Below are 26,413 nucleotides of genomic sequence, written 5' to 3' on the forward strand. Positions count from 1 at the left end.
ACCAGCACCACAGCCGACGGCGCGATACCCGCCTTGCGGCACTTGATGTTCATGAATTTCTCGGCGCCCAGATCGGCCCCAAAGCCCGCTTCGGTCACCACATAGTCAGCAACCTTCAGCGCGGTCTTGGTCGCAATGACCGAGTTACAGCCATGTGCAATGTTGGCAAACGGGCCGCCATGGACAAAGGCCGGGTTGTTTTCCAGCGTCTGCACCAGGTTCGGCTGCATCGCGTCCTTCAGCAGCACCGTCATCGCGCCTTCGGCCTTGATGTCGCGGCAATACACGGCTGTCTTGTCGCGGCGATACGCGACGATGATGTCACCCAACCGCTTTTCCAGATCTTTCAGATCATTGGCCAGGCACAGGATCGCCATAACCTCAGAGGCCACGGTGATATCAAAGCCGGTCTCGCGCGGGAAACCGTTCGATACGCCACCCAAGCTGGCCGTGATCTGACGCAGCGCGCGGTCGTTCATGTCGACCACACGACGCCACGCTACACGGCGAATGTCGATCTCGCACTCATTGCCCCAGTAGATGTGGTTGTCGATCATCGCCGACAGCAGTGAATGGGCGCTGGTGATGGCGTGAAAGTCACCGGTGAAGTGCAGGTTCATCTCTTCCATCGGAACAACCTGCGCGTAACCACCACCCGCAGCGCCGCCCTTCATGCCAAAGTTCGGGCCCAGCGAAGCCTCACGGATACAGATCATCGCGTTCTTGCCGATCCGGTTCAGACCGTCACCCAGACCCACAGTCGTCGTCGTCTTACCCTCACCCGCAGGCGTCGGGTTGATCGCCGTCACCAGAATCAGCTTGCCGTCCTCACGGCCCTGAACCGAATTGATGAAGTCCTGGCTCACCTTTGCCTTGTCATGGCCATAGGGCAGAAGATCAGCAGATTCGATGCCGATCTTCGCACCAATCTCCTGAATCGGCTTCTTCTTCGCCTCACGCGCAATTTCGATGTCAGATTTATAGCTCATTGGGTTTCGGTCCCTGATTGAATTCCGTGCAAACCCGACGCAGAACGCCGGCGCTGCTCACTCCATACCGTTGTGTACCAAATTGGTGGCTATGGATTCCGACATAATTGCGCCTTGAAACGTCGTAGCGTCACATCGGCACCTTCCGATCGGAAATTGCGGTCCCTTATGGTGTCCAGGCTCTCTGATCGGGGACAAACAGTGTAAGCTCATCGCCCAGGTTCAGCTCTCCGGGTCTTTCGACCCAAGCCGTGACCCCCCGCCGTCCCTGCGCTGCAGGCTTGAAGGCCGCACCATACCCGGGCAAGTCAGCCTCGATCTCGCGCCCCGGCAGGATACAGGGCCGGTTTTCCATGTCGATCGTCAGCGCCACGCCATTTTCCACCTGCAAACGAGACGAGGGCGGAATATGGGTGAAATCCGGAATGCCGCGCAAGACAATGCTGACCCCCAGATGGGACGGGTCCAGCTTACCCAAGCCCATTTCCTGCGCGATGGCATCAAGTTCTTCTGCGGACAGGATCGATAACTGCCGCACATTGCGAATTTCGGTGCCTACCGGGTACAGGTTTTTGACTCGCACGCAAGAGGTACGATTCACGCCTTCGTGACGCGCGCCTTGATCACCCGAGAAACCCAAATCCAGACTGTCCACGGCATTGGCCCGGAGAGTTTCACCTGCTGGTACGTGGCCCAACCAAACAACTTCTCCCGTGAATTCGGTTTCGCGCAATACCGGCATATTTATCCCTTTTTCAGAACTGACATCTGATGCGGAATAGAGGGCAAACCTTCGCGATTGAAAAGAAAAAAGACCCGGGACAGGCCCGGGTCTTTGAAAGTTTAAGCCGTTGGTTCCGGCTCCATCCCGCCATCGGGCGGAGTTTTCTTAACCTTGGTTTTCGGAATGGCTGTCACGCTGGGGGCGCTGCCCTCATCAGGTTTATCGCCCTCGTCATCGCTTTCGCTGGGCGGCTCGCCATTCATGACGCGTTTGATCTCGTCACCGGTCAGGGTTTCATATTCCAGCAGCCCTTGGGCCAGACGTTCCCATTGCTCGTTCTGTTCTGAAAGGATCTGATGCGCACGCTCATATCCTTGCTGGATCAGGCGCTTGACCTCTTCCTCGATCAGTTCCTTGGTATGGGCCGAGACCGAGAACCCGGCAGTGTTGCCTGAATAGCCATCATGCGCTTCGGCATAGTCGATATTGCCGACCTTGTCCGACATGCCCCAGCGCATCACCATCGCGCGCGACAGTTGGCTGGCCTGCATGATATCGCCCGCCGGACCGTTCGAGACATGGTCCTCGCCATATTTGATCACCTCAGCCGCCTTACCGGCCATGGTCATGGCCAGCTTTTGCTCACACTCATCGCGGTGATAGTTCAGGCGGTCCATTTCTGGCAGTGACACCACCATGCCCAGCGCACCACCACGCGGAATGATCGTTGCCTTATAGACCGGATCACACAACGGCAGCGTCATACCAACAACGGCATGCCCTGATTCGTGATAGGCAGTCTTTTCCTTCTGGTCCTGGGTCAGCACCATGGAGCGGCGCTCGGCACCCATCATCACCTTGTCCTTGGCATTCTCGAAATCTTCCATGGTAACAAAGCGGCGACCGACGCGGGCGGCCATCAGCGCGGCCTCATTCACGAGGTTGGCAAGATCAGCACCCGAGAAGCCCGGAGTCCCGCGCGCGATGATGCGCAGATCGACATCAGGTCCGAGGGGCGTCTTGCGTGCGTGAACGCCCAGGATCTTCTCGCGGCCTTTGATGTCGGGGTTGCCGACAGTCACGTTGCGGTCGAAACGGCCTGGACGCAGCAGCGCTGGGTCCAAAACGTCCTTACGGTTGGTGGCCGCCAGGATAATCACGCCCTCATTGGCCTCGAACCCGTCCATCTCGACGAGCAACTGGTTGAGCGTTTGTTCACGTTCGTCATTACCCCCGCCATAACCGGCACCACGATGGCGGCCAACGGCGTCAATCTCGTCAATAAAGACGATACAGGGAGCGTTTTTCTTGGCCTGTTCGAACATGTCGCGGACACGGGATGCACCGACACCGACGAACATCTCAACAAAGTCCGAACCCGAAATGGTGAAGAAGGGCACACCCGCCTCACCCGCAATGGCGCGGGCCAGCAGCGTTTTACCGGTCCCCGGAGGGCCCACCAACAAAGCGCCTTTTGGAATCTTGCCACCCAGACGACTGAATTTCTGCGGATTGCGCAGGAATTCTACGATCTCTTCCAGTTCTTCCTTGGCCTCGTCGATGCCAGCGACATCATCAAAAGTTACACGGCCATGCTTTTCGGTCAGCATCTTGGCTTTGGACTTGCCAAAGCCCATCGCGCCACCTTTGCCGCCACCCTGCATCCGGTTCATGAAGTAGACCCAGACACCGATCAGCAGCAGGAAAGGAAGAAGAGTGACCAGGAAAGACTGAATGCCCGATTGCTGTTGTTTCACAGCCTGAACCGGGATGCTTTCATCGATCAGCAGTTTGGTCACCTCGGCATCGCCGGGCTTGATCGTGACATAGCTTGCGCCGCTTTGCGTGGTATAGCGAATTTGCTCGCCATCCAATGTCACGTTTTTGACTTCGCCGCCTTCAACAGCGGTCACGAAATCAGAATAGGTTCTTTCATTGCTCTGAAGCGTTCCACCTGGTCCGCTGAACAGATTGAACAGTGCAAGGATCAGCAAAAACAGAACGACCCAAAAGGCGATGTTACGAGCGTTGCCCAAGAAAAATCTCCCAAAAGATTTCGGCAGATGGGGATCTGCCGGGTTGCTCTTTAAAATAGAGATGATTCAAGCAGGTTCAATGCGATAAAACCGAAGAGTGAAACTCGGGCTCTTCTGGCGTCAGTTCTGCAAGCCAACCATTTGAGAAACCCACCATAGGTGCAGATACCAAGACCTCTCCACTCCAGACGGACGGAGACGCCAGAAGCGCGGCGCGCGGTTTTCCAAGTGCACGCCAATCTGGCACGGCCTGCAAACCAGCCGCACCTAACGGGTGAACCTGCGCGTCGGGAATCGCCGGGCCAGACAGGATCCACCGTCCATCCCAAATCTGACCGGGTGCGCCGGTTTCGCTCTCAACGGCATTTAGCTCTCTGCAAATCCACATTTTATCGGCTTTTGGGATCAAGAGGCATCCACCTATCGTCGCCGCCTCACCCTGATCAATCGCGAGCAGCGCCCGGTCTGTTGCAGCCTGACGCGGTGGATATCCGCGGCCCGCAATCCAGCGGACACAACCTGTAAGAAGACGACGTCGAATTTCCGCAGGCAGAGTGGAAAATTGCGCGCGATCGACACAGATATCGCCGCCATCGACACTCAGGACCTGACGGGCGGAATCCTGCGTAATCTGCTCTAATGCTTCACGGGCTTGAGCAAGGTTTTCAGCAACGCGGGACAGAGAATGCGCCGAAATCCCAATTTCGGACAAGCCGGTCAACGCGTCGCGCGCCTTGATACGATCAAACCGCCGGTCGTGATTCGATGGATCCTCGATCCAATCTGCCCCAATCTTGGCAAGATAATCGCGCAGTTGTTGCCGGGTGATCCCCAACATCGGCCGCAGCAGCATGATCCCTTGATAGTTCCGCATTGCGGGCATGCCGGACAATCCCGTCACACCAGCAGCGCGCGCCAATCGCATCAGCATGGTTTCGGCTTGATCATCGGCGGTGTGTCCCAGGGCAATCGCGCCGATCTGCCTGTCACGCGCCCAGTCTGACAGCAACTGGTACCGGGCCTGCCGCGCCCTATCCTGCAGGTTACCTGTCTGGTCCCACCCCTGCCAGTGCAACGTCTCATGTGGAAGGCCCAGACCCTGGGCAAGCTGCGCCACCCAATCTGCCTCCGCCACCGCTTCGGGGCGCAGATTGTGGTTCACCGTGGCGACAAACAGCTCAACCTGTTCCTCTTGGGCGATGTGCTTCAACAAACTCAGCAAAGCAACCGAGTCACCGCCACCGGACACCGCAACGCCTAGACGGCGCGGAAGGTTTTCCGGCAATCGCGCCCGGAGTTCGGATTTCAGGAGTGTGCCTTGTGTGGTCAAGTACAACCCAGTGACGTCATTTCCTGCGTGGCGCTGGAGGCCAATGCCGAGGCCGGGAACCGGACGCTAACCTCGCTCAGTGTGATACACGCCTGTTCGGTCTGTCCCAGACGGCCCAGAGCAGCACCCAGTTCGAACAAAGCCTCAGGCGCATAGGCGCCTTCGGAATCACCCGTGAAGCTGGCCAGAAAAGCCCTTGCAGCTTCGCGGGTGTCGCCAATGCCTTCCAACGCCTGCCCGCGCTTTAGGTGTGCTTCGGGCGCAAGCGGGCTTCCGGGATATGATGTATCGAATACTGCGAACTGATCCGCAGCGGCCTGGAAGTTTCCATCGGCCAGCGCCTGAGCAGCAGCATTGAAATCCGCTTGCTCGCCTACTGCCAACTCACCCAGGTCGGAATCGGTTGGCGCTGTCGGAGCAGCAGGGGCTGCGGATGTGATGTCCGTTTCTCCGCCCAGAGTTGTTGTATCACCGAGCGTACTCAGGTCGCCGCCTTCCAGTTCGACCAACCGAAACTCAAGATCACCGATGCGGTTGGTGCCGTCGGATACAATATTCTGTACACGCTGGTTCAACTGCTCGGTCTGGCGCGTCAGGCGCTGCAACTCGGCCTCTATGGCATCAACACGTTCAAGTATCGAACTGCCGGACAGGTTCGGGGCCGGAGAGCCGGTTGTTGAAAACTCGCGCTTGAGCCGCTGAATTTCCACATGCAGCACCGTCAGTTCCTGCCGGATATCCGCCAAGGTTTGCTGATCCTGTGCTTGTGCCAAACCGGCGGTCGCCAAAACTGCGGCCAGAACCCATCCTGCTAGTTTCATCGTCTTATCCCAAAGTTGATCCGGTCAGCACCGTCACTGCACGACGGTTTTTCGAATAGCAGTCCTCGGTGCTGCAAATCTCGATCGGACGCTCTTTGCCAAAGCTGACAGTTGTCAGCCGGTTGCCCGCTACTCCGCGGGAAATCAGGAACTCGCGGGCGGCATTTGCCCGGCGCGCACCCAGTGCGAGGTTATACTCACGCGTGCCCTGCTCATCCGCATGGCCTTCGATCGTTGCCACAAAGTCGGGGTTGGCCATCAGCCAGTCGGCCTGCCCCTGCAGCACTGACTGCGCCTGCGGAGTAAGCGTCGACTGATCGACCGAAAACAGAACCCGGTCACCAACAGTTTGCTGGAAATATGCAGGCGAGCGCGGATCACTTGGAGAGCCCGCGGCCAGCCCGCCGTTTGCGCCATTGCCAAAGCCGCCGCCCAGCGCAGACGGATCGTTATTGGTGCAGGCTGCCAACGCGCCAAACACACCTAGTGCTAGGATTTTGCCCAATACGTTCATCTCAGGTGCCTCGTTGTTTTTTCTCTTTATTGCCGTCTCTGTAGCACAGTGCAGGTTCCTTGTGAACTTTTCCTGCCAGCAGCCGTGATCAATTCTGCAGTGGGCCCCATGACGGATCGCTGCCCCCATCCGGGGTGCGGATCGGGCGCAGGTTGCGTCCCGAGATATCCACCGAATACAGCGTCGCCCGGCCACTTGCGCCCTGGGTTTCTCGGGTGAACATGATCACGCGACCATTAGGGGACCATGTCGGTCCTTCGTCCAGAAACGACGAGGTCAGCAAACGCTCTTCGCTGCCATCTGTTCGCATGACACCGATATGAAATCGGCCTTTATTCTGCTTGGTAAACGCAACCAGATCGCCACGGGGGGACCAGACCGGCGTTCCATAACGTCCCTGACCAAAGCTGATCCGCGTCGCCTCGCCCCCGTTTGCGGGCATGATGTAAAGCTGTGGCGTGCCCGAACGGTCGCTTTCAAACACGATCTGGGAACCGTCCGGCGAATAGCTGGGGGCGGTTTCAATCGCAGGCGTATTGGTCAGCCGCACGCTTTGCCCGGAAGCCAGATCCATTTTCCACAGGTCCGTATTGCCGCCCTGAATAAGCGAATAGACGATCGACCGTCCATCCGGCGAAAACCGGGGCGAAAAGCTCATCGTGCCGCCCTGGGTGTTCAACTCAGTCCGCCTGACCCGCTCGATATCCAGAACATAGATGCGCGGCTGACCGGATTCGTAACTGGTATAAAGCAGTTGATCACCGGCAGGTGAAAAGCGTGGTGCCAGAACAATGGCGGCACTGTCGGTCAGGTACTGCACATTCGCGCCGTCATAATCCATGATCGCCAGGCGCTTCAGGCGCTGATCCTTGGGACCACTTTCAGAGACAAAGGCAACACGACTATCGAAATAGGCGCCCTCGCCCGTTACACGGCTATAGACTTGATCCGCCACTTTATGGGCCATGCGCCGCCACCCTTCAGTCGTCCCGGCAAACTGCAGACCGTTGCCCAGCTCCTGCCCAGAAAACACATCCCAGACCCTGAACCGCACCGTCAGGCGATTGCCCGACACATTCACAGCACCTGTCACCAAAGCCTCGGCATTGATGGCTTTCCAATCCGCGAACCGAACGGGATCTTCAAAGCTGGCCACTTGGCTGATGAAAGCATCAGACAGAATTTCGCGGAACAGCCCTGTTCCGGTTAGATCGGCGGCCACAACCCGCGAGATATCCTGGGCATATTGCGCAGCTGCTGTGCTGTCCGGCACAAAATTCGGAACCGAAAAGGGCAAGGGTTCGATAATCCCCTGATCCAATTCCAAGCGAAGCGGTCCACTTTGGGCGTGAACAGGTGCCGACACCAGTGTCAGGCCAAGCAACAGGCTGGTCAGAAATCTCATCATTTGATCCGCATCCTCTCGGGATTGAATGTAATCTCAATATCCTGCCAATGCTCGTATTTATCGGTTGGCAGGTCATATCCTTTGGCTCCACAGCGCAAAATGGCACGTCGAGCGGCCTCATAGGCTTGTCTGGCTGCGCCGTCAGAACCGCCTGAGCTGTCGATCATGTGCAAGCTGCCGCCAACCACCTTGCCATCAGGGGTCAACGAAAATCCGACAACAACAACTGTCTGCAGAGCATCCGTGGACAAGGACCCGACGTTCCAGCATTGGGAAACGGCCAATCGCATCGCGTCCTTTTCGCCACTGGTCAAGGGCGGACCAGAGGGTTCACTCCCTTGTCCCAACGCCTCGGCCAGCGCATCGTTGATGGCTGTTTCCGTCTGCGCGGGCTCTGTGGGTTCGGGCTCGGGCGTCTCCGCCACTTCGGGCTCGACCGGTGGTGTCGGGCGGTTGGGACGGATCCGCGGGCGCGGCGATGTTCGGGGAGCGTTTTCTTTGGGCTCTTCCGCTTCGGTCACAATCTCGTCAGCCTTTTCCTCGGGGGCGGTCTGATCCTGCTGTTCCTGCTGGGTCTCGGCCCCCTCGTCCAAAGATACGGCCGGGGTTTCGATTTCATCAGGCGCGGCCTCGGGCGGAGGCGGCGCAACCGGCACCGGCGCAACATTCTCGGCCGGGCTGGGCTGTGCTTCTGGCCCAGAAGGCACCGTAACGTCGACGATCTCGGGGTCAGGCGTGTCCAACACCGGTGGCTGTTCAATCACCACCGGTTCTGGCGGCGGCTCAACCGGTTCAGGCTCAGGATCCGGGTCCGGGTCGGGTTCAGCAGGTTCCGCCTCTTGCAACGAAGGCTGCTCCTCCACTACCGGTTCCGGCGCTGGCTCCTCTTCTGTTGGGGCTTCGGGCGGCTGTAGCGCTGTTGGCGTTGGCACTTCGGGCGCATCCCGCTGAGCGGTCATTGCCGCAAATTGCTCAGCCGAAATGACCGACACGTCCTGCACGGCCATAGGCAACGGTTCGGACCGGAAGGTACCGCCAAAAAATGCCCAACAAATCAGACTGACATGGGCAATCGCCGAGATCTTGGTGCCGGTATCCACCGTGCGGCCTCACTCTCCACCGTCGTCCAGTGTCGGGCCGCCCGTATCGGTCACCAGCCCCACATTGGAGAACCCACCCGCATTAAGCGCGCCCATTACCTGCATCACCTGCGCATAAGGGATCGCACCATCCGCGCGCAAAAACACTCGGTCGCTACTGCGTTCTGCTGCGATGGCGCGTAGTTTGCCAATCAGCTCTTCGCGCAGAATATCCGTGGTTTGGATTTGCACCCTGCCATCCGCGGTCAGCGTGACGGTCAAAGGTTCCTCGTTATCGCCGGGCAGCGCACTGGCCGCCGTTTTGGGCAGATCAACAGGCACACCAACAGTCAGCAAGGGCGCGGCCACCATGAAGATGATCAGCAGCACCAGCATAACGTCCACAAAGGGTGTGACGTTGATCTCAGCCATCGGCTGCGCGCGACCGCGACGCCGACCCCGCCGGCGTCCATTCCCGCCCGAGGATTGCTGAACCGCAGCCCCCATCTCAGCTGTCCAGCTGGCGCGACAGAATGGTGGCGAACTCATCGGCAAAGGCTTCATAGCCTCCAACGATCCGATCACTATCTGCGCTGAGTTTGTTATAGAAAATCACCGCCGGAATCGCGGCCAACAGGCCCAGGCCGGTGGCCAGCAACGCCTCGGCAATACCGGGCGCGACAACAGCCAGGTTGGTGTTCTGCTGCTCGGCTATCTCGATGAACGCATTCATGATACCCCAGACCGTTCCGAACAGACCAATGAAGGGTGCAGTTGAGCCGACAGTGGCCAGAATGGGCAGGCCCTTTTGCAGCGCCTCGGCCTCTTTCGCGATGGCCACATCCATCGACCGATCAATGCGTGCGGTGGCACCAGCTATCAGACCGCCATCAGTGCGGTGCGAGCGGCGCCATTCGATCATGCCCGAGGCAAATATCTTCTCCGAACTGCCATCGGGTTGGGTACCGATCTGCTCGAACAGTTCATCCAGGGGGTTCCCGGACCAGAAAGCCTCATCAAAAACCTGAGCTTCACGCCTTGCAGCACGGTAATTGATCAGTTTCTGGATGATGATCCCCCAGGACCAGACTGATGCGCCAATCAGCATCAGCATTACCAGTTTAACGATAAAAGTCGCGCGGGCAAAAAGCCCCCACATGGAGAAATCGATCTCCTGCGCCAGCGCCAGCGTTTCAGCTTCCATGAACCTGCTCTTTGTTTTGCCTGACAGCCTTACGGCCTTGTTTTGTCAAACGCTAACGCAGATGGGGGCGAATTGCCAACAGAACCACCCGGGCCCTGCAAATTGTTACAACAATGCGCGAATCTCTGCCGGAAGGCGTACGGGCTTGCCCTGCGCATTCATACAGACGGCGGTAACGATGGCGCGAAAAATCTCCTCTTCGCCCCGTTTGACCACTTGCGCCATGATCAGACGGACACCGGACAGAGACTTGATTTCGGTCTCGATCTCCAGATCGTCGTCAAATTTGGCCGGGGCCAGGTATTCCGCCTCGATCCGGCGCACGACCCAAACGATACCTGCGTCACGCATCGCATTCTGGTCATTGCCCAGGCGCCGCACATAGTCCGACCGGGCGCGTTCGATGTATTTCAAATAGTTAGCGTGATAGACCACGCCGCCCATATCGGTGTCTTCGTAATAAACTTTAACGGAATAGACGTGCTTCATTGCGGTTGATCCAATCTGGCAAACAATCTCAGCGCATGAGAGGCATCCTGCGCCGCGCCCGGCAGGACAGGATCGTATGCCGCCCGGATCAACCCGGCAATGTCTGGTCGCAATATCGTCGCGTCACCCGCCACTGCCAAGGGCGACTGGTTGCGAAAAGCGGTATCGGACCAGAGCAGCACCGTTTGCACCACCTGGCTGAGCGCAAGCGTTTCAGCGGGGACTTGCGACAATTCATTGTCCATCCGCAAAAACACAAAGGCCGCACGAATGGCGCCGTCTTCTTCAAAACGGAATATCCGGTACTGGTTGGCATCGGCCGCGATCAACCGATCAACCAACGGCCCCAGATCAGGGACCAAACGGTCCAGATCGGGCACTTCTGTCAGTTCTTTCCAGTCGCGGAAGAAAAAGACCATGCAGTTGGCGCCAAGCTCGGGGTCGGTTTCTGCCATCTGATGCCCTGCCAGTGTTACCACTGCCTCGAACGCGCCTTTGACCGTGGCCAAACTTTCATCTTCGACCCCAAAGACGATCGGCACGATGGGGCGGCCCCAGCGCGCAAACAGGAACTCTCCGCTTTCGCGGGTGAACAGGGCTTGAATGTCGTCGGGTGTCACGCGCAATCCTCGGCAATCGGACAATGTTTGGCGAAACCCTTAAAAGCTCGCAGGCTCGGCTTCAACCAAACAGATCGTTTTGCCCCTTGGGTGCGGCCATGCCCAGATGCGTCCACGCCTTCTGCGCCAGCATCCGGCCACGCGGTGTGCGTTGGATCAGGCCTTGCTGCAAGAGGAAGGGTTCGATCACCTCCTCCAGCGAGTCCCGGCTTTCCGACAGAGCTGCCGACAAGGTTTCGATACCTACCGGCCCGCCCGCGTAATTCTCGGCGATCAGCTTCAGATACCGGCGGTCCGCGCCGTCCAGCCCCAGATGATCGACCCCCAGCCGCGTCAACGCCCCATCAGCCAAATCGCGGGTGATCCGTCCATCGCCTTCGACGATTGCGAAATCCACCACCCGCCGCAGCAGGCGCCCGGCGATCCGAGGCGTTCCGCGTGACCGGCGCGCGATCTCTCGGGCGCCGCTGTCATCAGCCGGTGCCCCAAGCTTGCGCGCGTTGCGGGTGACAATCTCGTGCAATTCATCAACGGTATAGAACTGCAGGCGTGTCGGGATGCCAAAGCGGTCGCGCAGCGGCGTGGTCAGCAGCCCCATCCGGGTGGTGGCCCCGACCAGAGTAAACGGCTGCAACTCGATCCTCACCGTGCGCGCGGCCGGGCCTTCACCAATCACCAGATCCAGCTCGAAATCCTCCATCGCCGGGTACAGGACCTCTTCGACCGCTGGATTCAATCGATGGATTTCGTCAATGAACAGCACATCGCGCGCTTCCAGATTGGTCAGGATCGCCGCCAGATCGCCCGCCTTTGCCAGAACCGGGCCAGATGTCATCCGAAAATTCACCCCCAACTCACGCGCGATGATCTGCGCCAGCGTGGTTTTGCCCAGACCCGGAGGGCCATGGAACAGCGTATGATCCATTGCCTCACCCCTTTGGCGAGCGGATTGGATAAAGATACGCAGATTGGCGCGCGCCTCGGCTTGACCGATGAATTCGTCCAGTCCCTGCGGGCGCAAGGCGCGGTCATTGTCTTCCGGCAACGGCTCGGGGCGCAGGGTGGGATCGGCATCTACCATTCAATCACCCTTTCGGAGCCAACAGTTTCAACGCAGCGCGGATCAGGTCCGCCTCACCCGCTTCGGGCAAGCTTGCCGCGGCTTCGGCCACGGCTGACGCGGCCTCGGACGGGCCATAGCCCAGATTGGAGAGTGCCGACAATGCCCCGGCAGATGCTGCTGCATTACCTGATGCGCTTATGGTGGGCCGCTTTGGTACAGGTGTCGGTTCAGTCAGTTCCACCACATCCAGCGCGGGGCCATCCATTGCCTCGGTCACCGTGCCGCCCATGGCCATAACGCCGGGCGCCTTGTCTTTGAGGTCCAGCACGATCCGCTGCGCGGTTTTTGGGCCCACGCCCTTGGCTGCCTTGACCGCCCCCCAATCGCCCAGAGCAATCGCCCGGCTAACACCATCGGGGCCCAAGGCGCTGAGGATTGCTAGCGAAACTTTGGCCCCGACCCCTTGCACCGAGCACAGCAGGCGATGCCACTCCTTCTCGACCAGCGAAAGGAACCCGTAAAGCTGCATCAAATCCTCGCGCACCACCATGTCGGTGTAGATCGAGATCGCCTCACCCACGCCCGGCAGCGCAGCCATCGTACGGTCCGAGCAATAGACCAGATAGCCGACCCCACGCACGTCGATCAGCACGTGATCCGGCGCGCGGTAATCCAACCGGCCTGTCAGCTTGCCAATCATGCCCGCACCTGTTTCATCCGCGACTGTGGCGTTGCCCCGTAAAAGGAATGACAGATCGCTATCGCCAGCGCATCCGCGGCATCCGCGCCCTTGGGCTGACAGCCCGGCAGTTGCAACTTGACCATATGAAGAACCTGTTCCTTTTCGGCATGGCCCACGCCCACAACCGTTTTCTTGACTCGATTGGGCGCATATTCTCCCACTGGCAATCCGGCCTGCGCCAGCGTCAACAACGCCACACCCCGCGCCTGACCCAGCTTAAGCGTACCGGCCCCGTCCTTGTTCACAAAGGTCTGTTCGATGGCGGCCTGATCGGGCTGATGCTCGGCAATCACTTCGACGATCTGATTGTGGAGCGATAACAACCGCTCTCCCAGATCATCCCCGTCCGATTTACATAACCCATTGGCAACATGACTGAGACGGCTGCCATGTGATTCGATGACGCCCCATCCCAGGGTCCGTAGCCCCGGATCAATGCCCAGAATTCGCATATATAGCCTCGGCCTGCTCGGGTTTGTGTGCTCTTTTTTACCGACTAGCACGAAACAAGAACATTTTCCAAGCGAATTGACTGATGGTCAGATTGCGACACGGTCGTCCTGTCTCCGACAGAATGGGCTGATTACGACCGGAAAAGGTCGGGTTTCGACCAGTTTGATGAAGGCAAAATTGCCAATAAATTAAGGCGTTTCCATGTTTTTCGAGCATTGCAAAAAACGCATAGGACACATGCAATTTCTATGCTTGTGCAGTCAGAAAACCATCCCTAAATGCCCGTCAGATCGCAAGATCAGAGTTTAACACAAACCGGAAGGAAACAGGATATGGCTGCACTGGACACAACCCGCACCACCACTGGCTCATTTGGCCTCGTCGGCCGTATCGGCGCGACTTTCGCAATGGTCGTAAACGCCGTTGTCGAATGGAATGATGCCCGCGTTACACGCAACGCGCTGAGCGGTCTGTCGGACCGCGAGCTGGAAGATATCGGCCTGTGCCGTGGCGACATTGAAATCGTCGTTGAAGGCCGCCGTTAAGGCAAAGCAAACCTACCGTTGATTTTCCCCTTCTCCCTCGGGGCAAAGAAGAACGCCGCGTATCCCCGGATACGCGGCGTTTCTATTCAAAACGGAAGAAACTTAGCGGAGAACTTTGCTGAGTTGAGACGAGAGGGCCTGTGATACCGGGTCGATCTGCATGATCCATGCCCCCGCCTTCTCCACTTCGGTCCCTTGCGCAAGGCTATCGACACGATACTGGTAGGCCGACGACCCCAAGCTGGTCAGCAAAAGCGTTTTGAAGGCGAACAGCCCAGCCAAGCAGATCAGCAGAGCCTTTGCAGGCACCGCGGACTGAACCCGCTGTGGTTTCATAACAACCAGGCCATCTTTGCGCATAGTCGCACGATAACCACGGGTCATCTTCGAATGTTTCTTGTTCAGCCGATGAACGCGCTGATCAAATTCAATTTGTTTTCCAGTCATGGCAGCCTCCAAATCAACCGCCCCCCAATTCCACGTCATTGACGGTAAAAACAGATTGCGACAAAAAAGAGGCGAAACCCCACAAAACTCCTGCAAATGGCCCGATTTTAGCCCTGTTTGGTTAAGACTAGCGACGTCCATTCACCAATTTGGTCATTTCTAGAGGCATTGAAGCCATTTTGGAGATAAACGGAAACAACGTCCTCGGCTTGCTCGTTAAGGATTCCCGATAGAATCGCCTTACCCCCAACCCGCAGATTCGCTGAAATTTCGGGCGCCAGGGCCACCAATGGGCCCTTGAGGATGTTGGCGAATATCAGGTCATAGGGCGCAAGAGATTTCAGCTCCGGATGATCAAACCCCGCAGCCTCGACACATTGAACCTTCCCTGACATGCCGTTTGCCTTCAGGTTGGCTTCGGCGACGTCGACGGCGACCTCATCAATGTCGCTGGCGATAATGTCGCCATCCCAAACGCGGGCTGCAGCCATCGCAAGAACGGCGGTGCCGCAGCCGATATCTGCAACTTTTGTCGCGGTAAAACCCTGATCGAGCAGAAAATCCAGAGCCTTGAGACACCCAAGGGTGGTGCCGTGATGCCCGGTACCGAAAGCCATTGCAGCCTCAATCAACAAAGGGATACGGCCTTCGGGCAGCTTGTCGGCATCGTGACAGCCATAGACGAAAAAGCGGCCAGCCTCGACAGGCGCCAATTCACGGCGGACATGGGCGACCCAGTCGGTTTCGGGCAGTTCCGAGATTACAAAGGGTTTGGATCCGAACGCAGCCGCCAGAACCGCCAGTGCCGTTTCATCCGGCGCTTCGGTGAAGTAACCGCCAATCTCCCACAGGCCCGAGCCATCTTCGACTTCGAATACGCCCACGCCCGTGGGTTCGGGATCAAGACGCTCCATGGCTTCGCCCAGACCATCGGCTGATTTTTTGCCGGTCAGGGTGGTAAGCGCGGTGAATGTGGGCATGGGAGCCTCCTGTGTCAGCTGACACAGCGCCTAGGGTGCGGGCCCGCGAAGGTCAAGCATTGGCAGCTATTCCGCCGGAGCGGGCGCGTATTTCGACAGTATCGTCTCATTCCCAAGCTCTGGGTGGCGCGGGATCAGCAGCGACAGCGATAACGAAATCAACGCCATCGCTGCAGCCACCGCAAAGACCGCTCCGGGCGAGTACACCCAGAGCAGGCCCAGAAGCGCTGGTAGGAATACCGCGGCGATATGGTTGATCGTAAAGGCAACCGCTGCGGTTGGCGCAATATCTGCCGGATCGGCAATTTTCTGGAAATAGGTTTTAAGCGCCAGAGCCAGAGCGAAAAGCACATGGTCAATCACATAGAGAGTAGCCGCCAGAACAACGCCCCAACCGAACCAATAAATGCCGCCATAGGCTGCAAATACAACGGCCAGGCCTGCATATTCGAAAATCAAAGTGCGACGTTCACCGAATACGGACACAGCTTTGCCTAGCATCGGCGCAACCGAAATGCTGATAACCAGGTTGATCAAGAAAAGACCGGTGAGTTCGTGGACCTCAAACCCGAATTTCTCGACCATCATGAAACCGGCGAAAACGACAAAGATCTGACGACGCGCGCCCGCCATGAACTGAAGCGCATAGTACAGCCAGTATCGGCGGCGCAGCACAATTTTTTTGGTTTGCGGAGTCGGCGCGTCGAACTGCGGATAGGCGACCAGACAGAACAACGCCAGCAAAGCCGTCAGCCCACCCGCAGCCATGAATACAGTGTTATAGGACAGATCGAACCGATCCCACGTCAGGACAATCAGCCCATAGATAACCAATGTCGAAGCTGATCCCATGGCGACCATCCAGCCCAGAAATTGCGGCGCTCGGTCCTTGGGCAACCACTGCAGCTGAAGGGATTGGTTCACGGTTTCATAATAGTGGAACCCGATCGAGCTCAGCAGTGTGACGAACAACAAGCCACCAAGGCTTGGGAACCACGCTGTCACCGCAGTCGCAACACCCAGCATGATCAGCGAGATCATCGCCAGCACCTGCTCCCGAACAAACAAGATCACGGCAATTACGCCTACAGCCAGAAAGCCTGGGATCTCGCGCACGGTATGCAGCAGGCCGATGTCGGCACCGTCGAAATTCGCCACTTCAATAACGAAATTGTTCAACAACGCGCTCCATGCGTTGAAAGCAATGGGCATGGTCAGTGCCATCACGAATAAAAGCGTGATGGGACGGCGCCAGAACGGAAGGCTTTGCGCCTCGGAAAGTGGCATGGGTTTCAGCATGAGAGTCCCTCTACGCCCATTTTCAGGTTTTGGCGAGTGGGAAGAAGGGCACGCACATTGGCTCTGCATGAATGCAGAGGTCAGTAGAAATTTTGCGGGTCAATATCAACGGTCAGCCTGATGTCACCTTTCAGCCGCAGCGGTGCTATCCAACGGGCGATGGCATCCTGAATTGGCGCTCCTTTGGGGGCTTTGACCAGCAGCCGCACCCTGTGTCGCCCGCGGATACGCGCAATGGGCGCAGGCGCTGGACCAAAGACCTGCGCACCGATCTGCCGCAACGGGGCGTCGTTGCGGGCCATGGCGTTGCCGATGTCAAAAACGGGACCGACCTCGGGGCCAGACAGAACGATACCGGCCATGCGTCCATAGGGAGGAACACCGGCGGCCAGCCGCCCGGCGGCCTCGGCTTTCCAGAATCCTTCTTCATCGCCCGAAAGGATGGCGCGAATGACGGGATGTTCCGGTTGAAAGGTCTGCAACAGCGCCTGTCCGGGCTTATCCGCGCGCCCGGCGCGGCCAGCCACCTGCCGCATCAGCTGGAATGTGCGTTCGGCGGCGCGCAGGTCCGCCCCATGCAGACTGAGATCGGCGTCAATGACACCCACCAATGTCAGTTTCGGAAAATTGTGCCCCTTGGCCACCAGCTGCGTACCAATGACGATATCGGCGTCACCGGCAGCAATCTCTTCGATCTTTGCTTTCAATGCGCGCGCCGATCCAAACAGATCGGATGACAGCATGGCAATATTTGCCTCGGGAAATGTTGCCTCAGCCTCTTCAGCCAGCCGTTCGATCCCCGGCCCGACCGGGGCCAGCTTGCCCTCGACCTGACAGGAGGGGCAGACCTCGGGCATGGGTTTGGTCTCGCCACATTGGTGGCACATCAGACGCTTGAGAAACCGGTGTTCAACCATGCGCGCATCGCAGTGATCACAGGCAATCTGCTCGCCACAAGCCCGGCACAGGGTGACCGGCGCATATCCCCGGCGGTTAATAAACAGAAGGGATTGTTCACCCCGCTCGATCCGCTGATGGACGGCCTGCCGCAGCGATGGAGAAATCCACGTCCCCGGCTGCATCTTCTCGGCCCGCATGTCGATGGGCTTCATCTCGGGCAACACCGCCTCGCCAAAGCGCGAAGTCAAATCGAGCCGCTCATACTTGCCTGCTTCGGCATTGGCCCAGCTTTCCAGTGACGGCGTCGCACTTGCCAGAATAACGCGCGCGCCGCAAATGGCGGACCGCAGCACAGCCATGTCACGGGCGCTGTAATGCACCCCGTCTTCCTGTTTGTACGAGGTGTCATGTTCTTCATCGACCACGACCAACCCAAGATTGCGAAACGGCAGAAACAGGGCCGAGCGCGCGCCGACAACAAGCTGTGCATCGCCCTGCCCCACCATGCGCCAGACTCGTCGGCGTTCGGTCATCGTCGCGCCCGAATGCCACTCTGCCGGGCGCGCGCCGAAACGTGCCTCAACGCGCGTCAGGAATTCGGCGGTCAGGGCAATCTCGGGCAGCAGAACCAGCGCCTGCCGCCCCTGGCGCAACGCTTCGGCGACGGCCTCAAGATAAACCTCGGTCTTGCCCGACCCGGTGACGCCTTTCAGCAAGGTCGTGCCATAATCACCCGTTCGCAGGCCAGATTGCAGGGTTTCCACTGCAGAGGCCTGATCATCGGTCAACGCCTTGCCCGGCAGATCCGGATCCAGATGTGGATAGGGCAGATCGCGCGGGCTGTCTTCTTCGCGAACCGCACCGAGTTTGACCAACCCCTTCACGACTGAAGAGGTCACACCCGCCTGTTCGGCCAGTTCCTTCAGCGTAAAGGCCAACCCGCCGTAGTCGCGCAGCACCTCCAACACACGGGTCCGCGCGTCGGTCACCCTGTCAGGGTCCCTGTCGCCAAGCCGATAGACCTTGCGCATCGAAGGCGGATCGCCCAATCCGGGCGCGCGCGTGGCCAATCGCAACATCGCAGGCATCGGGGTCAGCGTGTAATCGGCGACGCGCCCCAGAAACAGGCGCATCTCTTCGCGCATCGGCGCGACTTCAAGCACCCGGATCACCGAGCGGGCCTTGGCAAGGTCAAAGCCACCCTGCCCCGGCCCCCAGACCACGCCCAAGACCTTGCGCGGGCCCAGCGGCACCTCGACAAAAGCGCCCAGAAAGCACCCGCCCTCGGGCGCCTTATAGTCAAGCGTCCGGTCCAGCGGTTGGGCGGTCAGCACCGCCACCAGCTCACCTTGGTCGAAAAACTCCTGAGTGCTCAATGCATATCCTTGGCAAGGGGTTCCAGCATGGGTCTCTTTGAGGTAAAGCCATCCGCGACCAAGGCCAACCCATCAAAGGACTGCCCGCATGAAATTCTTCGTAGACACAGCCGAGATCGACGCAATCGCCGAACTGAACGATCTGGGCATGGTGGACGGTGTGACCACCAACCCTTCGCTGATCCTGAAATCGGGCCGCGATATTCTGGAAGTGACCAAGGAAATCTGCGATCTGGTCGACGGACCGGTCTCGGCCGAGGTCGTGGCAACCGAAGCCGACGACATGATCGCCGAAGGTCGCAAGCTGGCCAAGATCGCCCCGAATATCGCTGTCAAAGTCCCGCTGACATGGGCGGGCCTGAAAACCTGCAAAACGCTTAGTGACGAAGGCCAGATGGTCAATGTGACCCTCTGTTTCTCGACCAATCAGGCGATTCTGGCCGCCAAAGCCGGCGCAACTTTCATCTCGCCCTTCATCGGACGTCTGGATGACATCAACCTAGATGGCATGGACCTGATCGCTGATATCCGTCAGGTCTATGACAATTATGGGTATGAGACCGAAATCCTCGCCGCGTCGATCCGCACCGTGAACCACGTGACCGACAGCGCCCGCATCGGTGCCGACGTGATCACCGCGCCACCCGCCGTGATCAAGAAGCTGGCCGATCATCCGCTGACCGATAAAGGCCTTGAAACCTTCCTGTCCGATTGGGCGAAAACGGGTCAGAAAATCCTCTGATTCTGCGCGAACCCGCGCGGCGCCCCTGGCGCCGCGCTCGGCCCAGCTGCTTTGAATCTGATCTCGGATCAGATCTTTGCAGACCGGAGTTTTCCCGACCACATTCCCCGCGAAATTCAAATTGACGCTCATTTTTCCCGAGGCAGATCCGGCAAGCCGTGCTATAAGGCCGAAAAATAAAAAAGACCGGACAGGACATGAGCAGCAACACCATACTCAAGGACACCTTGCGCGAGGCGATTCTGGCCGAACCAGATGCCATTCTGGATGACAAGGACCTGATGCAGGCCCTCGTCACCGCAAATGAGCAGGCGCGCGGGAATAACGTCATCGACCTGCGCGGCATAGCCATGCAACGGCTCGAGGCCCGGCTGGACCGGCTGGAGGATACGCACCGCTCGGTCATTGCGGCAGCCTATGAAAATCTGGCAGGCACAAATCAGGTTCATCGGGCCATTCTTCGGCTACTTGAACCGGTCGGATTTGAGGAATTCCTGCAAATACTTGGTGCAGATGTGGCTGACATACTGCGTGTCGAACGCATTACGCTGGTTCTTGAAACGACGGCAGTCCAGAAAGACCCGGCTATCTCAAGACTGGCAGGCGTGCTGGCCATCGTCGAACCCGGTTTCGTCGACAACTATCTGACCTTTGACCACAGCGGCCCTGCACGCGAGGTCGTCTTGCGTGAAATCATCCACCCCGCGCACAGGATATTCGGCAGTGATGCGGATCACCTGCGCTCTGAAGCTTGTCTGAGGCTGGATTTGGGCGAAGGCCGCCTGCCTGGCATGATCATCATGAGCGCAAAAGACCCCAGGCACTTTACGCCAAAGCTGGGCACGGATCTTCTGACTTTCTTTGCTGGTGTCTTCGAACGGTCGATGCGCCATTGGCTGTCGTGAGCCTTATTTCTCCGGCTTGTCGTGACGCACTGCAAAACTGGCTTGATGGCCTGGGGGCCTTGTCAGGCCGGTCCGAAAACACGCTTACCGCCTATCGGGGGGATGTGTCCGAATTTCTGTCCTTCATGACACTGCACCATAGCGAGAGCCAGGGGATGGCGGCGATTGCACGGATTACAATCTCGGACATGCGGGCATGGATGGCAGATCAGCGCGCATCCGGCGTTGGCTCGCGCTCGCTTGCGCGCAAACTTTCCGCCGTAAAAACCTTCTACCGTTGGCTTTCGGAGCGTGAAGGGTTTGAGCCGACCGCAGTTCTGTCGACCCGCGCCCCCAAATTTACCCAAAAACTCCCTCGTCCCATGGCCGAGGATGCCGCACGTGCGATGATTGAAACGGTCGAGATGCAATCAGCCAGCGACTGGGTTTCTGCCCGCGACGTTGCGGTCGTTACTCTTTTATATGGCTGCGGTTTGCGTATTTCCGAGGCTCTCTCACTGACCGGAGCGGATACCCCTTTGCCCAACTCGCTGCGGATCACCGGCAAGGGCAACAAAGAAAGGGTCGTCCCGGTCCTGCCGGTCGCGCAAACAGCTGTAGATCAATATGTAAAGCTGTGCCCCCACCCCCAATCCAGGGAGAAGGCACTGTTTCGCGGGGTTCGCGGAGGCCCCCTGAACCCCCGAGCCATTCAGGGGGTGATGGCCAAAGCGCGCCAGCAGCTTGGGCTGCCTTCCACTGTAACACCCCATGCCATGCGCCACAGTTTCGCGACCCACCTGCTGTCTGCGGGCGGTGATCTACGCACCATTCAAGAATTGCTGGGCCACGCATCGTTGTCCACCACCCAGGCATATACTGCGGTCGACACGGCGCGCCTGATGGAAGTTTACAACCGCACCCACCCAAAAGCCTGAGCAAACGCTATCCATATTGACCGGGCTTTTGGTTTGCATCTGGCCCGTGCATCATTCAAGAGACACCATGACACACAGATTCAAAGCTCTTTCCGTACATCTATTCACCGCGACCGGCGCTGTATTTGCAATGCTCGCCATGCTGGCCGCCGTCGAAGAGAAATGGAGCCTGATGTATCTGTGGCTGGTCGTCTCGTTCATTGTGGACGGTATCGACGGCCCCTTGGCGCGGCACTATCACGTCAAAAAGAACGCCCCGGAATTTGACGGCGTGCTTCTGGATCTGATCATTGATTACCTGACCTATGTGTTCATCCCGGCCTTTGCCCTGTTCAAATCGGGCTTGATGGACGGCTGGACCGGCTGGTTCGCCATCATTGTCATCACCTTTGCCAGCGCTATGTATTTTGCCGACACTAGGATGAAGACGAAGGACAATTCCTTTTCCGGCTTTCCGGGCTGCTGGAACATGTTCGTCATTGTGATCTTCGCGCTCGAGCCCAATTTCTGGGTTATCCTGCTGCTGGTGACGCTGCTTTCGCTGGCGATGTTCCTGCCATTGAAGTTCATCCACCCGGTGCGCACGGAACGTTGGCGCAATGTGTCATTGCCGATGGCATTTGCCTGGACCTTCTTCGCCGGATGGGCTGCCTGGGTCGATTTCCACCCCGAAAGCTGGGCCCATTGGGGTCTGGTGATCACCAGCTTGTATCTGGTGTTCGCAGGAATTGCCCAGCAGGTGATCCCGCCACGCAAAGCATAAGGTCACAGGACCTCCTGCACCTCGAACTCGGTTCCGTTATGAGCGAACACATCACCCTGTTGCAGGCCGGCCATCGCCAGGTAAATCGGGCTTTGGGTTGAGATGCCCATATAGGTTTTGCCGTCCACTTCGAACCGCATGGTCGAGACGCAGACCACAAAGCGCCGGTTGTTGAACTTGACCACCGCACCCGGTTGCACCCTGTCGGTCAGATCAAAATCCGTATTCTCGATTACATCGATCTTGGCATGATGCGCATGCACCGGCGCATCGAAGGCTGCTGCCAGATCGGCATTCTCGCGCGAGGCTGCGATGTCATCCTTGTCATGCCCTTCCCGGTCATCAAGCTGCGAATCTTTCAGGAAAGCGTCGTAATGCGCCTGTGCGGTCGCAAGCTCTTGCTCCTCAAGCGACATAAGGCGGTCGATGATGGCCTTTTTACGAACTGCCAAGTCTGGTTGATCGGTCATACCATGCGATCCTTTGAAATCTCTATTTGAAACAAATTGGGCATCAACCAGCGGGATTGCAACAGAATTCCGCTTTCTAGATCAGCAGACCGGCGGCGCGTTCATGGCGCAACAGCGCGACTTTGGTTTCAATCCCGCCATCACCTGAAAACCCGCCCAGCCCGTTTGCGGCCAGCACCCGGTGGCAGGGGATAATCACCGGAATGGGATTGGCGCCACAGGCCTGCCCCACAGGTTGCGGGGGCTGACCGAGTTCCTTCGCGAGATCACCATAAGTTCTGGTTTCGCCCAGCGGAATGGCAAACATCAGGTCGCAAACCTGACGCAGGAATTCCGACCCCTCGATACGGCAAGGCAGATCGAACCTGTCCAAACGCCCCTGATCATAGGCGCGCAGCTGCGCGGCGGCCTCCTGCAACAGGGGCGTGACTTCGCCCTGATTGCCGCCATTCCAGATCAGACGCGTCACCGCGCCATCTGTTTCTTCAACACCCAAAGTCCCGAAACGGGTCTCAACCGCAATCATTCCCATGCGAACAGGCTGACAGAAACCGCGCGCATCACAACCCGAATTCTGCGGATCCGGATCTTCATCTGGCCAAAAATACCTCGGAGCGCGAGGCAGAGCCTCGCAAAAGACTCCGCCTCTGCCGCAGAACGTCGACTAGTTCAGCGCGTCGTTACAGCGCCCGCACACGCCGTCATGTGCATGGCGCCCCACATCAGGCAGGATTTTCCAGCAGCGCTGACATTTCTCGCCCTCAGCCTTTTCGAACACCACGGCCACGCCCTCGATTTCCGGCAGGCGGAACGCCTCGGCCGGGGCCGGATCTCCGGTGACGGTCAAACCGGACGTGATGCACATGTCATCGACGTCAAACGTTGCCAGAAGATTGCGGGTTTCACCATCTTCGACATGCACGATCGGTGCGGCCTCAAGGCTGGAACCGATGGCCTTATCCTGTCTCTGAACTTCGAGCGTGGCAGTCACAGCGCGGCGGACCCGGCGGATCTTGGCCATGCCAGCCTCAAGCTCGGTATTGCGCCAGTCAGCAGGCGTCTCCGGGAAGTCCACCAGATGGACCGAGCTGTCGTCACCCGGGAACCGCTCCAGCCAGACCTCTTCCATAGTGAAGACCAGAACTGGGGCCAGCCATGTGGTCAGACGGTGGAACAGTATATCCAGCACGGTGCGCGCGGCACGACGGCGCAGATTGTCGCCGTCGCAATACAGCGCATCCTTGCGGACGTCGAAATAGAAGGACGACAGATCAACAGTTGCAAAGGTGAACACCGCACTGAACACGCCCTGGAAGTCGAAAGACGCATATCCTTTTCGCACCTGTTCATCCAAATCGGCCAGACGGCTGAGCACCCAGCGTTCCAGGCGCGGCATATCCGCAGGGTCCACCCGGTCGGCCTCAGAAAAATCAGCCAGCGAGCCCAGCATGAACCGCATGGTGTTGCGCAACCGACGATAGCTGTCGGCGGTGCCCTTCAGGATTTCAGGTCCGATCCGCTGGTCAGCGGTGTAATCGGTCTGAGCCACCCACAGGCGCAGGATATCGGCACCGTATTGCTTGATGACCTCTTCGGGCACGATGGTGTTTCCCAGCGATTTGGACATCTTGTTGCCCTTGGCATCGAGCGTAAAGCCATGGGTCACCACGTTGCGATAGGGCGCGCGGCCCTTGGTGCCGCAGGCCTGCAGCATGGACGAATGGAACCACCCACGATGCTGGTCGGTGCCTTCCATATATACATCGGCGATGCCGTCCTCGGTGCCGTCCTCACGGTCGCGCAGCACAAAGGCATGGGTCGAGCCCGAATCGAACCAAACATCCAGAACGTCGAACACCTGATCCCAGTCATCCGGGTTATAGTCATTGCCCAGGAAGCGCTCTTTCGCGCCGTCAAGATACCAGCAATCGGCCCCGTCCTGTTCAAACGCTTCTTTGACGCGCGCATTCACGCCAGGGTCGCGCAGCAGAAAATCGGGATCGGTCGGCAAAGCGCCCTTCTTGGTAAAGCAGGTCAACGGTACGCCCCAGGCGCGCTGGCGCGACAGAACCCAGTCTGGCCGGGCCTCGATCATGGAATACAGGCGGTTGCGGCCGGTCTGCGGGGTCCATTTCACCAACTCGTCGATCGAACGCAGGGCGCGTTCGCGGATGCTATCGCCCATTTCGCCCATGCCGTCGTCCAGTTTGCGGTCGACCGAGGCAAACCATTGCGGCGTGTTGCGATAGATGATCGGAGCCTTCGAGCGCCAGGAATGCGGATAACTGTGCTTGATCTTTCCGCGCGCCAGCAACCCGCCAACCTCAACCAGCTTATCGATCACGGACTTGTTGGCATCACCCTCACCGCCCTTGCGGGACAGGATGTATTTGCCGCCAAAGAACGGCAGATCAGCGCGGAACGAACCATCGTCCATCACGTTATAGGTGATGACCTGCTCCAGCATGCCAAGATCACGGTAGAGCTCAAATTCCTCCATCCCGTGCGACGGCGCGCAGTGAACAAACCCCGTTCCTTCTGTGTCGGTCACGAACTCAGCCGCGCGGAAGTCGCGGATGTCATCCCATTCGCCATTACCGCCCTCGGCCCCGGCCAGCGGGTGGGCCAGTTGGACAGATGACAGCTCATCTGCTGTGACATCACGGACGCGGGTCCACTGGTCGTCGTTCAAGCGGGCGCGGCCCAGCACGTCAGCGGCCAGATTGTCCGCCAGCAGGAACTTGTCGCCAACAGCAGCCCAGCATTCCTCTGGCGCATCAGTGACTTCGTACAGCCCGTAGGAGATGTCCTTGCCATAGACCACAGCCTTGTTCGAGGGCATGGTCCAAGGTGTCGTCGTCCAGATCACAACAAACGCGTCATCCAGATTGCCCGCATTCACAACCTTGAACTTCACCCAGATGGTGAAGCTTTCCTTGTCGTGATACTCGACCTCGGCTTCGGCCAGCGCGGTTTTTTCAACCGGCGACCACATGACTGGCTTGGACCCCTGATAGAGCGTTCCGTTCATCAGGAACTTCATGAACTCATCCGCGATCACAGCCTCGGCGTGATAGTCCATGGTGATGTAGGGATCGGCCCAGTTGCCGGTGATGCCCAGACGCTTGAACTCTTCACGCTGGATGTCGATCCAGCCCTCGGCGAACTTGCGGCATTCCTGACGGAAGTCGACAACGTTCACCTCGTCCTTGTTCTTGCCCTTCTTGCGATACTGTTCCTCGATCTTCCATTCGATCGGCAGACCGTGACAATCCCATCCTGGCACATAGCGCGCGTCGTGGCCCATCATCTGATGGCTGCGCACGATCATGTCTTTGATCGTCTTGTTCAGCGCGTGACCGATATGAAGGTGACCGTTCGCATACGGAGGGCCATCGTGCAGGGTAAAGGGCGTGCGGCCCTGTTTTTCACGCAGGCGGTCATAGACACCGATCTCTTCCCAGCGTTCCAGCCATGCGGGTTCGCGCTTGGGCAGGCCTGCGCGCATGGGGAAATCGGTTTTCGGCAGGTTCAGCGTGTCTTTGTAATCAGGTGTTTGGGTCGTGTCGGCGCACATTGGGGGCGTCCTTTGAATGA

27 protein-coding genes are annotated in these 26,413 nt (G+C 58.4%); 5 read left to right on the forward strand and 22 right to left on the reverse strand.

Going from position 1 to position 26,413, the window contains the following annotated elements:
• The 15 genes from AC2FIM_RS19040 to ruvC all read right to left on the reverse strand — a co-directional run.
• On the reverse strand, window positions 1–989 hold a 989-nt coding region (locus tag AC2FIM_RS19040; protein WP_496732274.1), incomplete at its 3' end, for a formate--tetrahydrofolate ligase.
• Window positions 990–1,155: 166 nt separating this feature from the next.
• The gene (locus tag AC2FIM_RS19045; RefSeq protein ID WP_271952269.1) at window positions 1,156–1,731 is read right to left on the reverse strand and encodes an MOSC domain-containing protein; all 576 of its coding nucleotides are present in this window, start codon (window positions 1,729–1,731) and stop codon (window positions 1,156–1,158) included.
• Window positions 1,732–1,832: 101 nt separating this feature from the next.
• Entirely contained in the window at window positions 1,833–3,749 is a 1,917-nt protein-coding gene (gene ftsH / locus AC2FIM_RS19050; protein WP_142640196.1) for an ATP-dependent zinc metalloprotease FtsH, read from the reverse strand.
• 76 nt (window positions 3,750–3,825) lie between these two features.
• Entirely contained in the window at window positions 3,826–5,079 is a 1,254-nt protein-coding gene (gene tilS, locus AC2FIM_RS19055; protein ID WP_496694666.1) for a tRNA lysidine(34) synthetase TilS, read from the reverse strand.
• On the reverse strand, window positions 5,076–5,900 hold the full coding sequence (gene ybgF / locus AC2FIM_RS19060) for a tol-pal system protein YbgF (RefSeq protein ID WP_496708338.1): 825 nt from the start codon (window positions 5,898–5,900) through the stop codon (window positions 5,076–5,078). Before ybgF ends, tilS begins: the two co-directional genes overlap by 4 nt.
• 4 nt (window positions 5,901–5,904) lie before the next feature.
• The gene (gene pal / locus AC2FIM_RS19065; protein ID WP_281973807.1) at window positions 5,905–6,414 is read right to left on the reverse strand and encodes a peptidoglycan-associated lipoprotein Pal; all 510 of its coding nucleotides are present in this window, start codon (window positions 6,412–6,414) and stop codon (window positions 5,905–5,907) included.
• A gap of 88 nt (window positions 6,415–6,502) precedes the next feature.
• Window positions 6,503–7,822: a Tol-Pal system beta propeller repeat protein TolB gene (gene tolB, locus AC2FIM_RS19070; protein ID WP_496708339.1), complete on the reverse strand. Its 1,320-nt coding sequence runs from the start codon at window positions 7,820–7,822 to the stop codon at window positions 6,503–6,505.
• Window positions 7,819–8,922, reverse strand: a complete 1,104-nt coding sequence (tolA, locus tag AC2FIM_RS19075) for a cell envelope integrity protein TolA (RefSeq protein ID WP_496679237.1) — start codon at window positions 8,920–8,922, stop codon at window positions 7,819–7,821. Before tolA ends, tolB begins: the two co-directional genes overlap by 4 nt.
• Window positions 8,923–8,931: 9 nt before the next feature.
• Complete coding sequence (gene tolR / locus AC2FIM_RS19080) at window positions 8,932–9,408, reverse strand: protein TolR (protein ID WP_142640204.1); 477 nt, start codon at window positions 9,406–9,408, stop codon at window positions 8,932–8,934.
• A 1-nt stretch (window position 9,409) separates the two neighbouring features.
• Window positions 9,410–10,105 (reverse strand): protein TolQ, encoded by a 696-nt coding sequence (tolQ, locus tag AC2FIM_RS19085; RefSeq protein ID WP_142640185.1) that lies wholly within the window; start codon window positions 10,103–10,105, stop codon window positions 9,410–9,412.
• Between the two features lie 105 nt (window positions 10,106–10,210).
• Window positions 10,211–10,594 carry a tol-pal system-associated acyl-CoA thioesterase gene (ybgC, locus tag AC2FIM_RS19090; protein WP_142640183.1) on the reverse strand — a complete coding sequence of 128 codons (384 nt, stop codon included), beginning with the start codon at window positions 10,592–10,594 and terminating at the stop codon, window positions 10,211–10,213.
• A complete protein-coding gene (locus AC2FIM_RS19095) occupies window positions 10,591–11,214 on the reverse strand; it encodes a hypothetical protein (RefSeq protein WP_142640181.1) in 624 nt (207 codons plus the stop codon). The genes ybgC and AC2FIM_RS19095 overlap by 4 nt, the downstream gene beginning before the upstream one ends.
• Before the next feature lie 61 nt (window positions 11,215–11,275).
• On the reverse strand, window positions 11,276–12,295 hold the full coding sequence (gene ruvB / locus AC2FIM_RS19100; RefSeq protein ID WP_142640179.1) for a Holliday junction branch migration DNA helicase RuvB: 1,020 nt from the start codon (window positions 12,293–12,295) through the stop codon (window positions 11,276–11,278).
• Window positions 12,296–12,299: 4 nt separating this feature from the next.
• Window positions 12,300–12,977 carry a Holliday junction branch migration protein RuvA gene (ruvA, locus tag AC2FIM_RS19105; protein ID WP_142640177.1) on the reverse strand — a complete coding sequence of 226 codons (678 nt, stop codon included), beginning with the start codon at window positions 12,975–12,977 and terminating at the stop codon, window positions 12,300–12,302.
• The gene (gene ruvC / locus AC2FIM_RS19110) at window positions 12,974–13,471 is read right to left on the reverse strand and encodes a crossover junction endodeoxyribonuclease RuvC (RefSeq protein ID WP_142640175.1); all 498 of its coding nucleotides are present in this window, start codon (window positions 13,469–13,471) and stop codon (window positions 12,974–12,976) included. Before ruvC ends, ruvA begins: the two co-directional genes overlap by 4 nt.
• 333 nt (window positions 13,472–13,804) lie before the next feature.
• Here ruvC and AC2FIM_RS19115 point away from each other — a divergent pair, with 333 nt between their 5' ends.
• Window positions 13,805–14,017, forward strand: coding sequence for a DUF1127 domain-containing protein (locus tag AC2FIM_RS19115; protein WP_142640173.1), 213 nt, complete (start codon window positions 13,805–13,807; stop codon window positions 14,015–14,017).
• Between the two features lie 102 nt (window positions 14,018–14,119).
• Here the strand turns inward: AC2FIM_RS19115 and AC2FIM_RS19120 are convergent, their stop codons facing one another.
• From AC2FIM_RS19120 to AC2FIM_RS19135, 4 genes are all read right to left on the reverse strand, one after another.
• Window positions 14,120–14,464 carry a hypothetical protein gene (locus AC2FIM_RS19120; RefSeq protein WP_142640171.1) on the reverse strand — a complete coding sequence of 115 codons (345 nt, stop codon included), beginning with the start codon at window positions 14,462–14,464 and terminating at the stop codon, window positions 14,120–14,122.
• Between the two features lie 107 nt (window positions 14,465–14,571).
• Window positions 14,572–15,444 carry a 50S ribosomal protein L11 methyltransferase gene (locus AC2FIM_RS19125; protein WP_142640169.1) on the reverse strand — a complete coding sequence of 291 codons (873 nt, stop codon included), beginning with the start codon at window positions 15,442–15,444 and terminating at the stop codon, window positions 14,572–14,574.
• A gap of 66 nt (window positions 15,445–15,510) precedes the next feature.
• Window positions 15,511–16,743, reverse strand: a complete 1,233-nt coding sequence (locus AC2FIM_RS19130) for an MFS transporter (RefSeq protein ID WP_496679220.1) — start codon at window positions 16,741–16,743, stop codon at window positions 15,511–15,513.
• 80 nt (window positions 16,744–16,823) lie between these two features.
• Window positions 16,824–19,019, reverse strand: coding sequence for a primosomal protein N' (locus AC2FIM_RS19135; protein WP_496679217.1), 2,196 nt, complete (start codon window positions 19,017–19,019; stop codon window positions 16,824–16,826).
• A gap of 88 nt (window positions 19,020–19,107) precedes the next feature.
• On the opposite strand from AC2FIM_RS19135, the gene fsa reads away from it, so the two are divergent.
• The 4 genes from fsa (at window position 19,108) to AC2FIM_RS19155 (ending at window position 22,346) form a co-directional block, all read left to right on the forward strand.
• Window positions 19,108–19,761 (forward strand): fructose-6-phosphate aldolase, encoded by a 654-nt coding sequence (gene fsa / locus AC2FIM_RS19140; protein ID WP_142640163.1) that lies wholly within the window; start codon window positions 19,108–19,110, stop codon window positions 19,759–19,761.
• Between the two features lie 197 nt (window positions 19,762–19,958).
• Window positions 19,959–20,666: a DUF484 family protein gene (locus AC2FIM_RS19145; protein WP_142640161.1), complete on the forward strand. Its 708-nt coding sequence runs from the start codon at window positions 19,959–19,961 to the stop codon at window positions 20,664–20,666.
• Window positions 20,663–21,583, forward strand: coding sequence for a tyrosine recombinase XerC (locus AC2FIM_RS19150; protein WP_142640159.1), 921 nt, complete (start codon window positions 20,663–20,665; stop codon window positions 21,581–21,583). Before AC2FIM_RS19145 ends, AC2FIM_RS19150 begins: the two co-directional genes overlap by 4 nt.
• A 67-nt stretch (window positions 21,584–21,650) precedes the next feature.
• Window positions 21,651–22,346, forward strand: coding sequence for a CDP-alcohol phosphatidyltransferase family protein (locus AC2FIM_RS19155; RefSeq protein WP_271952286.1), 696 nt, complete (start codon window positions 21,651–21,653; stop codon window positions 22,344–22,346).
• Between the two features lie 2 nt (window positions 22,347–22,348).
• Here the strand turns inward: AC2FIM_RS19155 and AC2FIM_RS19160 are convergent, their stop codons facing one another.
• From AC2FIM_RS19160 to ileS, 3 genes are all read right to left on the reverse strand, one after another.
• Window positions 22,349–22,816, reverse strand: coding sequence for a hypothetical protein (locus AC2FIM_RS19160; protein ID WP_496708341.1), 468 nt, complete (start codon window positions 22,814–22,816; stop codon window positions 22,349–22,351).
• Between the two features lie 76 nt (window positions 22,817–22,892).
• Window positions 22,893–23,348 (reverse strand): methylated-DNA--[protein]-cysteine S-methyltransferase, encoded by a 456-nt coding sequence (locus AC2FIM_RS19165; protein ID WP_496732277.1) that lies wholly within the window; start codon window positions 23,346–23,348, stop codon window positions 22,893–22,895.
• Window positions 23,349–23,480: 132 nt separating this feature from the next.
• Window positions 23,481–26,393, reverse strand: coding sequence for an isoleucine--tRNA ligase (ileS, locus tag AC2FIM_RS19170; protein WP_496679208.1), 2,913 nt, complete (start codon window positions 26,391–26,393; stop codon window positions 23,481–23,483).
• Window positions 26,394–26,413 lie beyond the last annotated feature (20 nt).

It is taken from the genome of Ruegeria sp. CDSC052 (assembly GCF_059610685.1).

Bases quoted from the DNA above. Each gene is read 5' to 3' on its own strand.
- AC2FIM_RS19045 (WP_271952269.1), bottom strand. From the start codon at position 1,731: ATGCCGGTATTGCGCGAAACCGAATTCACGGGAGAAGTTGTTTGGTTG.
- ybgF (WP_496708338.1), bottom strand. From the start codon at position 5,900: ATGAAACTAGCAGGATGGGTTCTGGCCGCAGTTTTGGCGACCGCCGGT.
- pal (WP_281973807.1), bottom strand. From the start codon at position 6,414: ATGAACGTATTGGGCAAAATCCTAGCACTAGGTGTGTTTGGCGCGTTG.
- tolB (WP_496708339.1), bottom strand. From the start codon at position 7,822: ATGATGAGATTTCTGACCAGCCTGTTGCTTGGCCTGACACTGGTGTCG.
- tolR (WP_142640204.1), bottom strand. From the start codon at position 9,408: ATGGGGGCTGCGGTTCAGCAATCCTCGGGCGGGAATGGACGCCGGCGG.
- tolQ (WP_142640185.1), bottom strand. From the start codon at position 10,105: ATGGAAGCTGAAACGCTGGCGCTGGCGCAGGAGATCGATTTCTCCATG.
- ybgC (WP_142640183.1), bottom strand. From the start codon at position 10,594: ATGAAGCACGTCTATTCCGTTAAAGTTTATTACGAAGACACCGATATG.
- ruvB (WP_142640179.1), bottom strand. From the start codon at position 12,295: ATGGTAGATGCCGATCCCACCCTGCGCCCCGAGCCGTTGCCGGAAGAC.
- ruvA (WP_142640177.1), bottom strand. From the start codon at position 12,977: ATGATTGGCAAGCTGACAGGCCGGTTGGATTACCGCGCGCCGGATCAC.
- ruvC (WP_142640175.1), bottom strand. From the start codon at position 13,471: ATGCGAATTCTGGGCATTGATCCGGGGCTACGGACCCTGGGATGGGGC.
- AC2FIM_RS19115 (WP_142640173.1), top strand. From the start codon at position 13,805: ATGGCTGCACTGGACACAACCCGCACCACCACTGGCTCATTTGGCCTC.
- AC2FIM_RS19120 (WP_142640171.1), bottom strand. From the start codon at position 14,464: ATGACTGGAAAACAAATTGAATTTGATCAGCGCGTTCATCGGCTGAAC.
- AC2FIM_RS19125 (WP_142640169.1), bottom strand. From the start codon at position 15,444: ATGCCCACATTCACCGCGCTTACCACCCTGACCGGCAAAAAATCAGCC.
- AC2FIM_RS19130 (WP_496679220.1), bottom strand. From the start codon at position 16,743: ATGCTGAAACCCATGCCACTTTCCGAGGCGCAAAGCCTTCCGTTCTGG.
- fsa (WP_142640163.1), top strand. From the start codon at position 19,108: ATGAAATTCTTCGTAGACACAGCCGAGATCGACGCAATCGCCGAACTG.
- AC2FIM_RS19145 (WP_142640161.1), top strand. From the start codon at position 19,959: ATGAGCAGCAACACCATACTCAAGGACACCTTGCGCGAGGCGATTCTG.
- AC2FIM_RS19155 (WP_271952286.1), top strand. From the start codon at position 21,651: ATGACACACAGATTCAAAGCTCTTTCCGTACATCTATTCACCGCGACC.
- AC2FIM_RS19160 (WP_496708341.1), bottom strand. From the start codon at position 22,816: ATGACCGATCAACCAGACTTGGCAGTTCGTAAAAAGGCCATCATCGAC.
- AC2FIM_RS19165 (WP_496732277.1), bottom strand. From the start codon at position 23,348: ATGGGAATGATTGCGGTTGAGACCCGTTTCGGGACTTTGGGTGTTGAA.
- ileS (WP_496679208.1), bottom strand. From the start codon at position 26,393: ATGTGCGCCGACACGACCCAAACACCTGATTACAAAGACACGCTGAAC.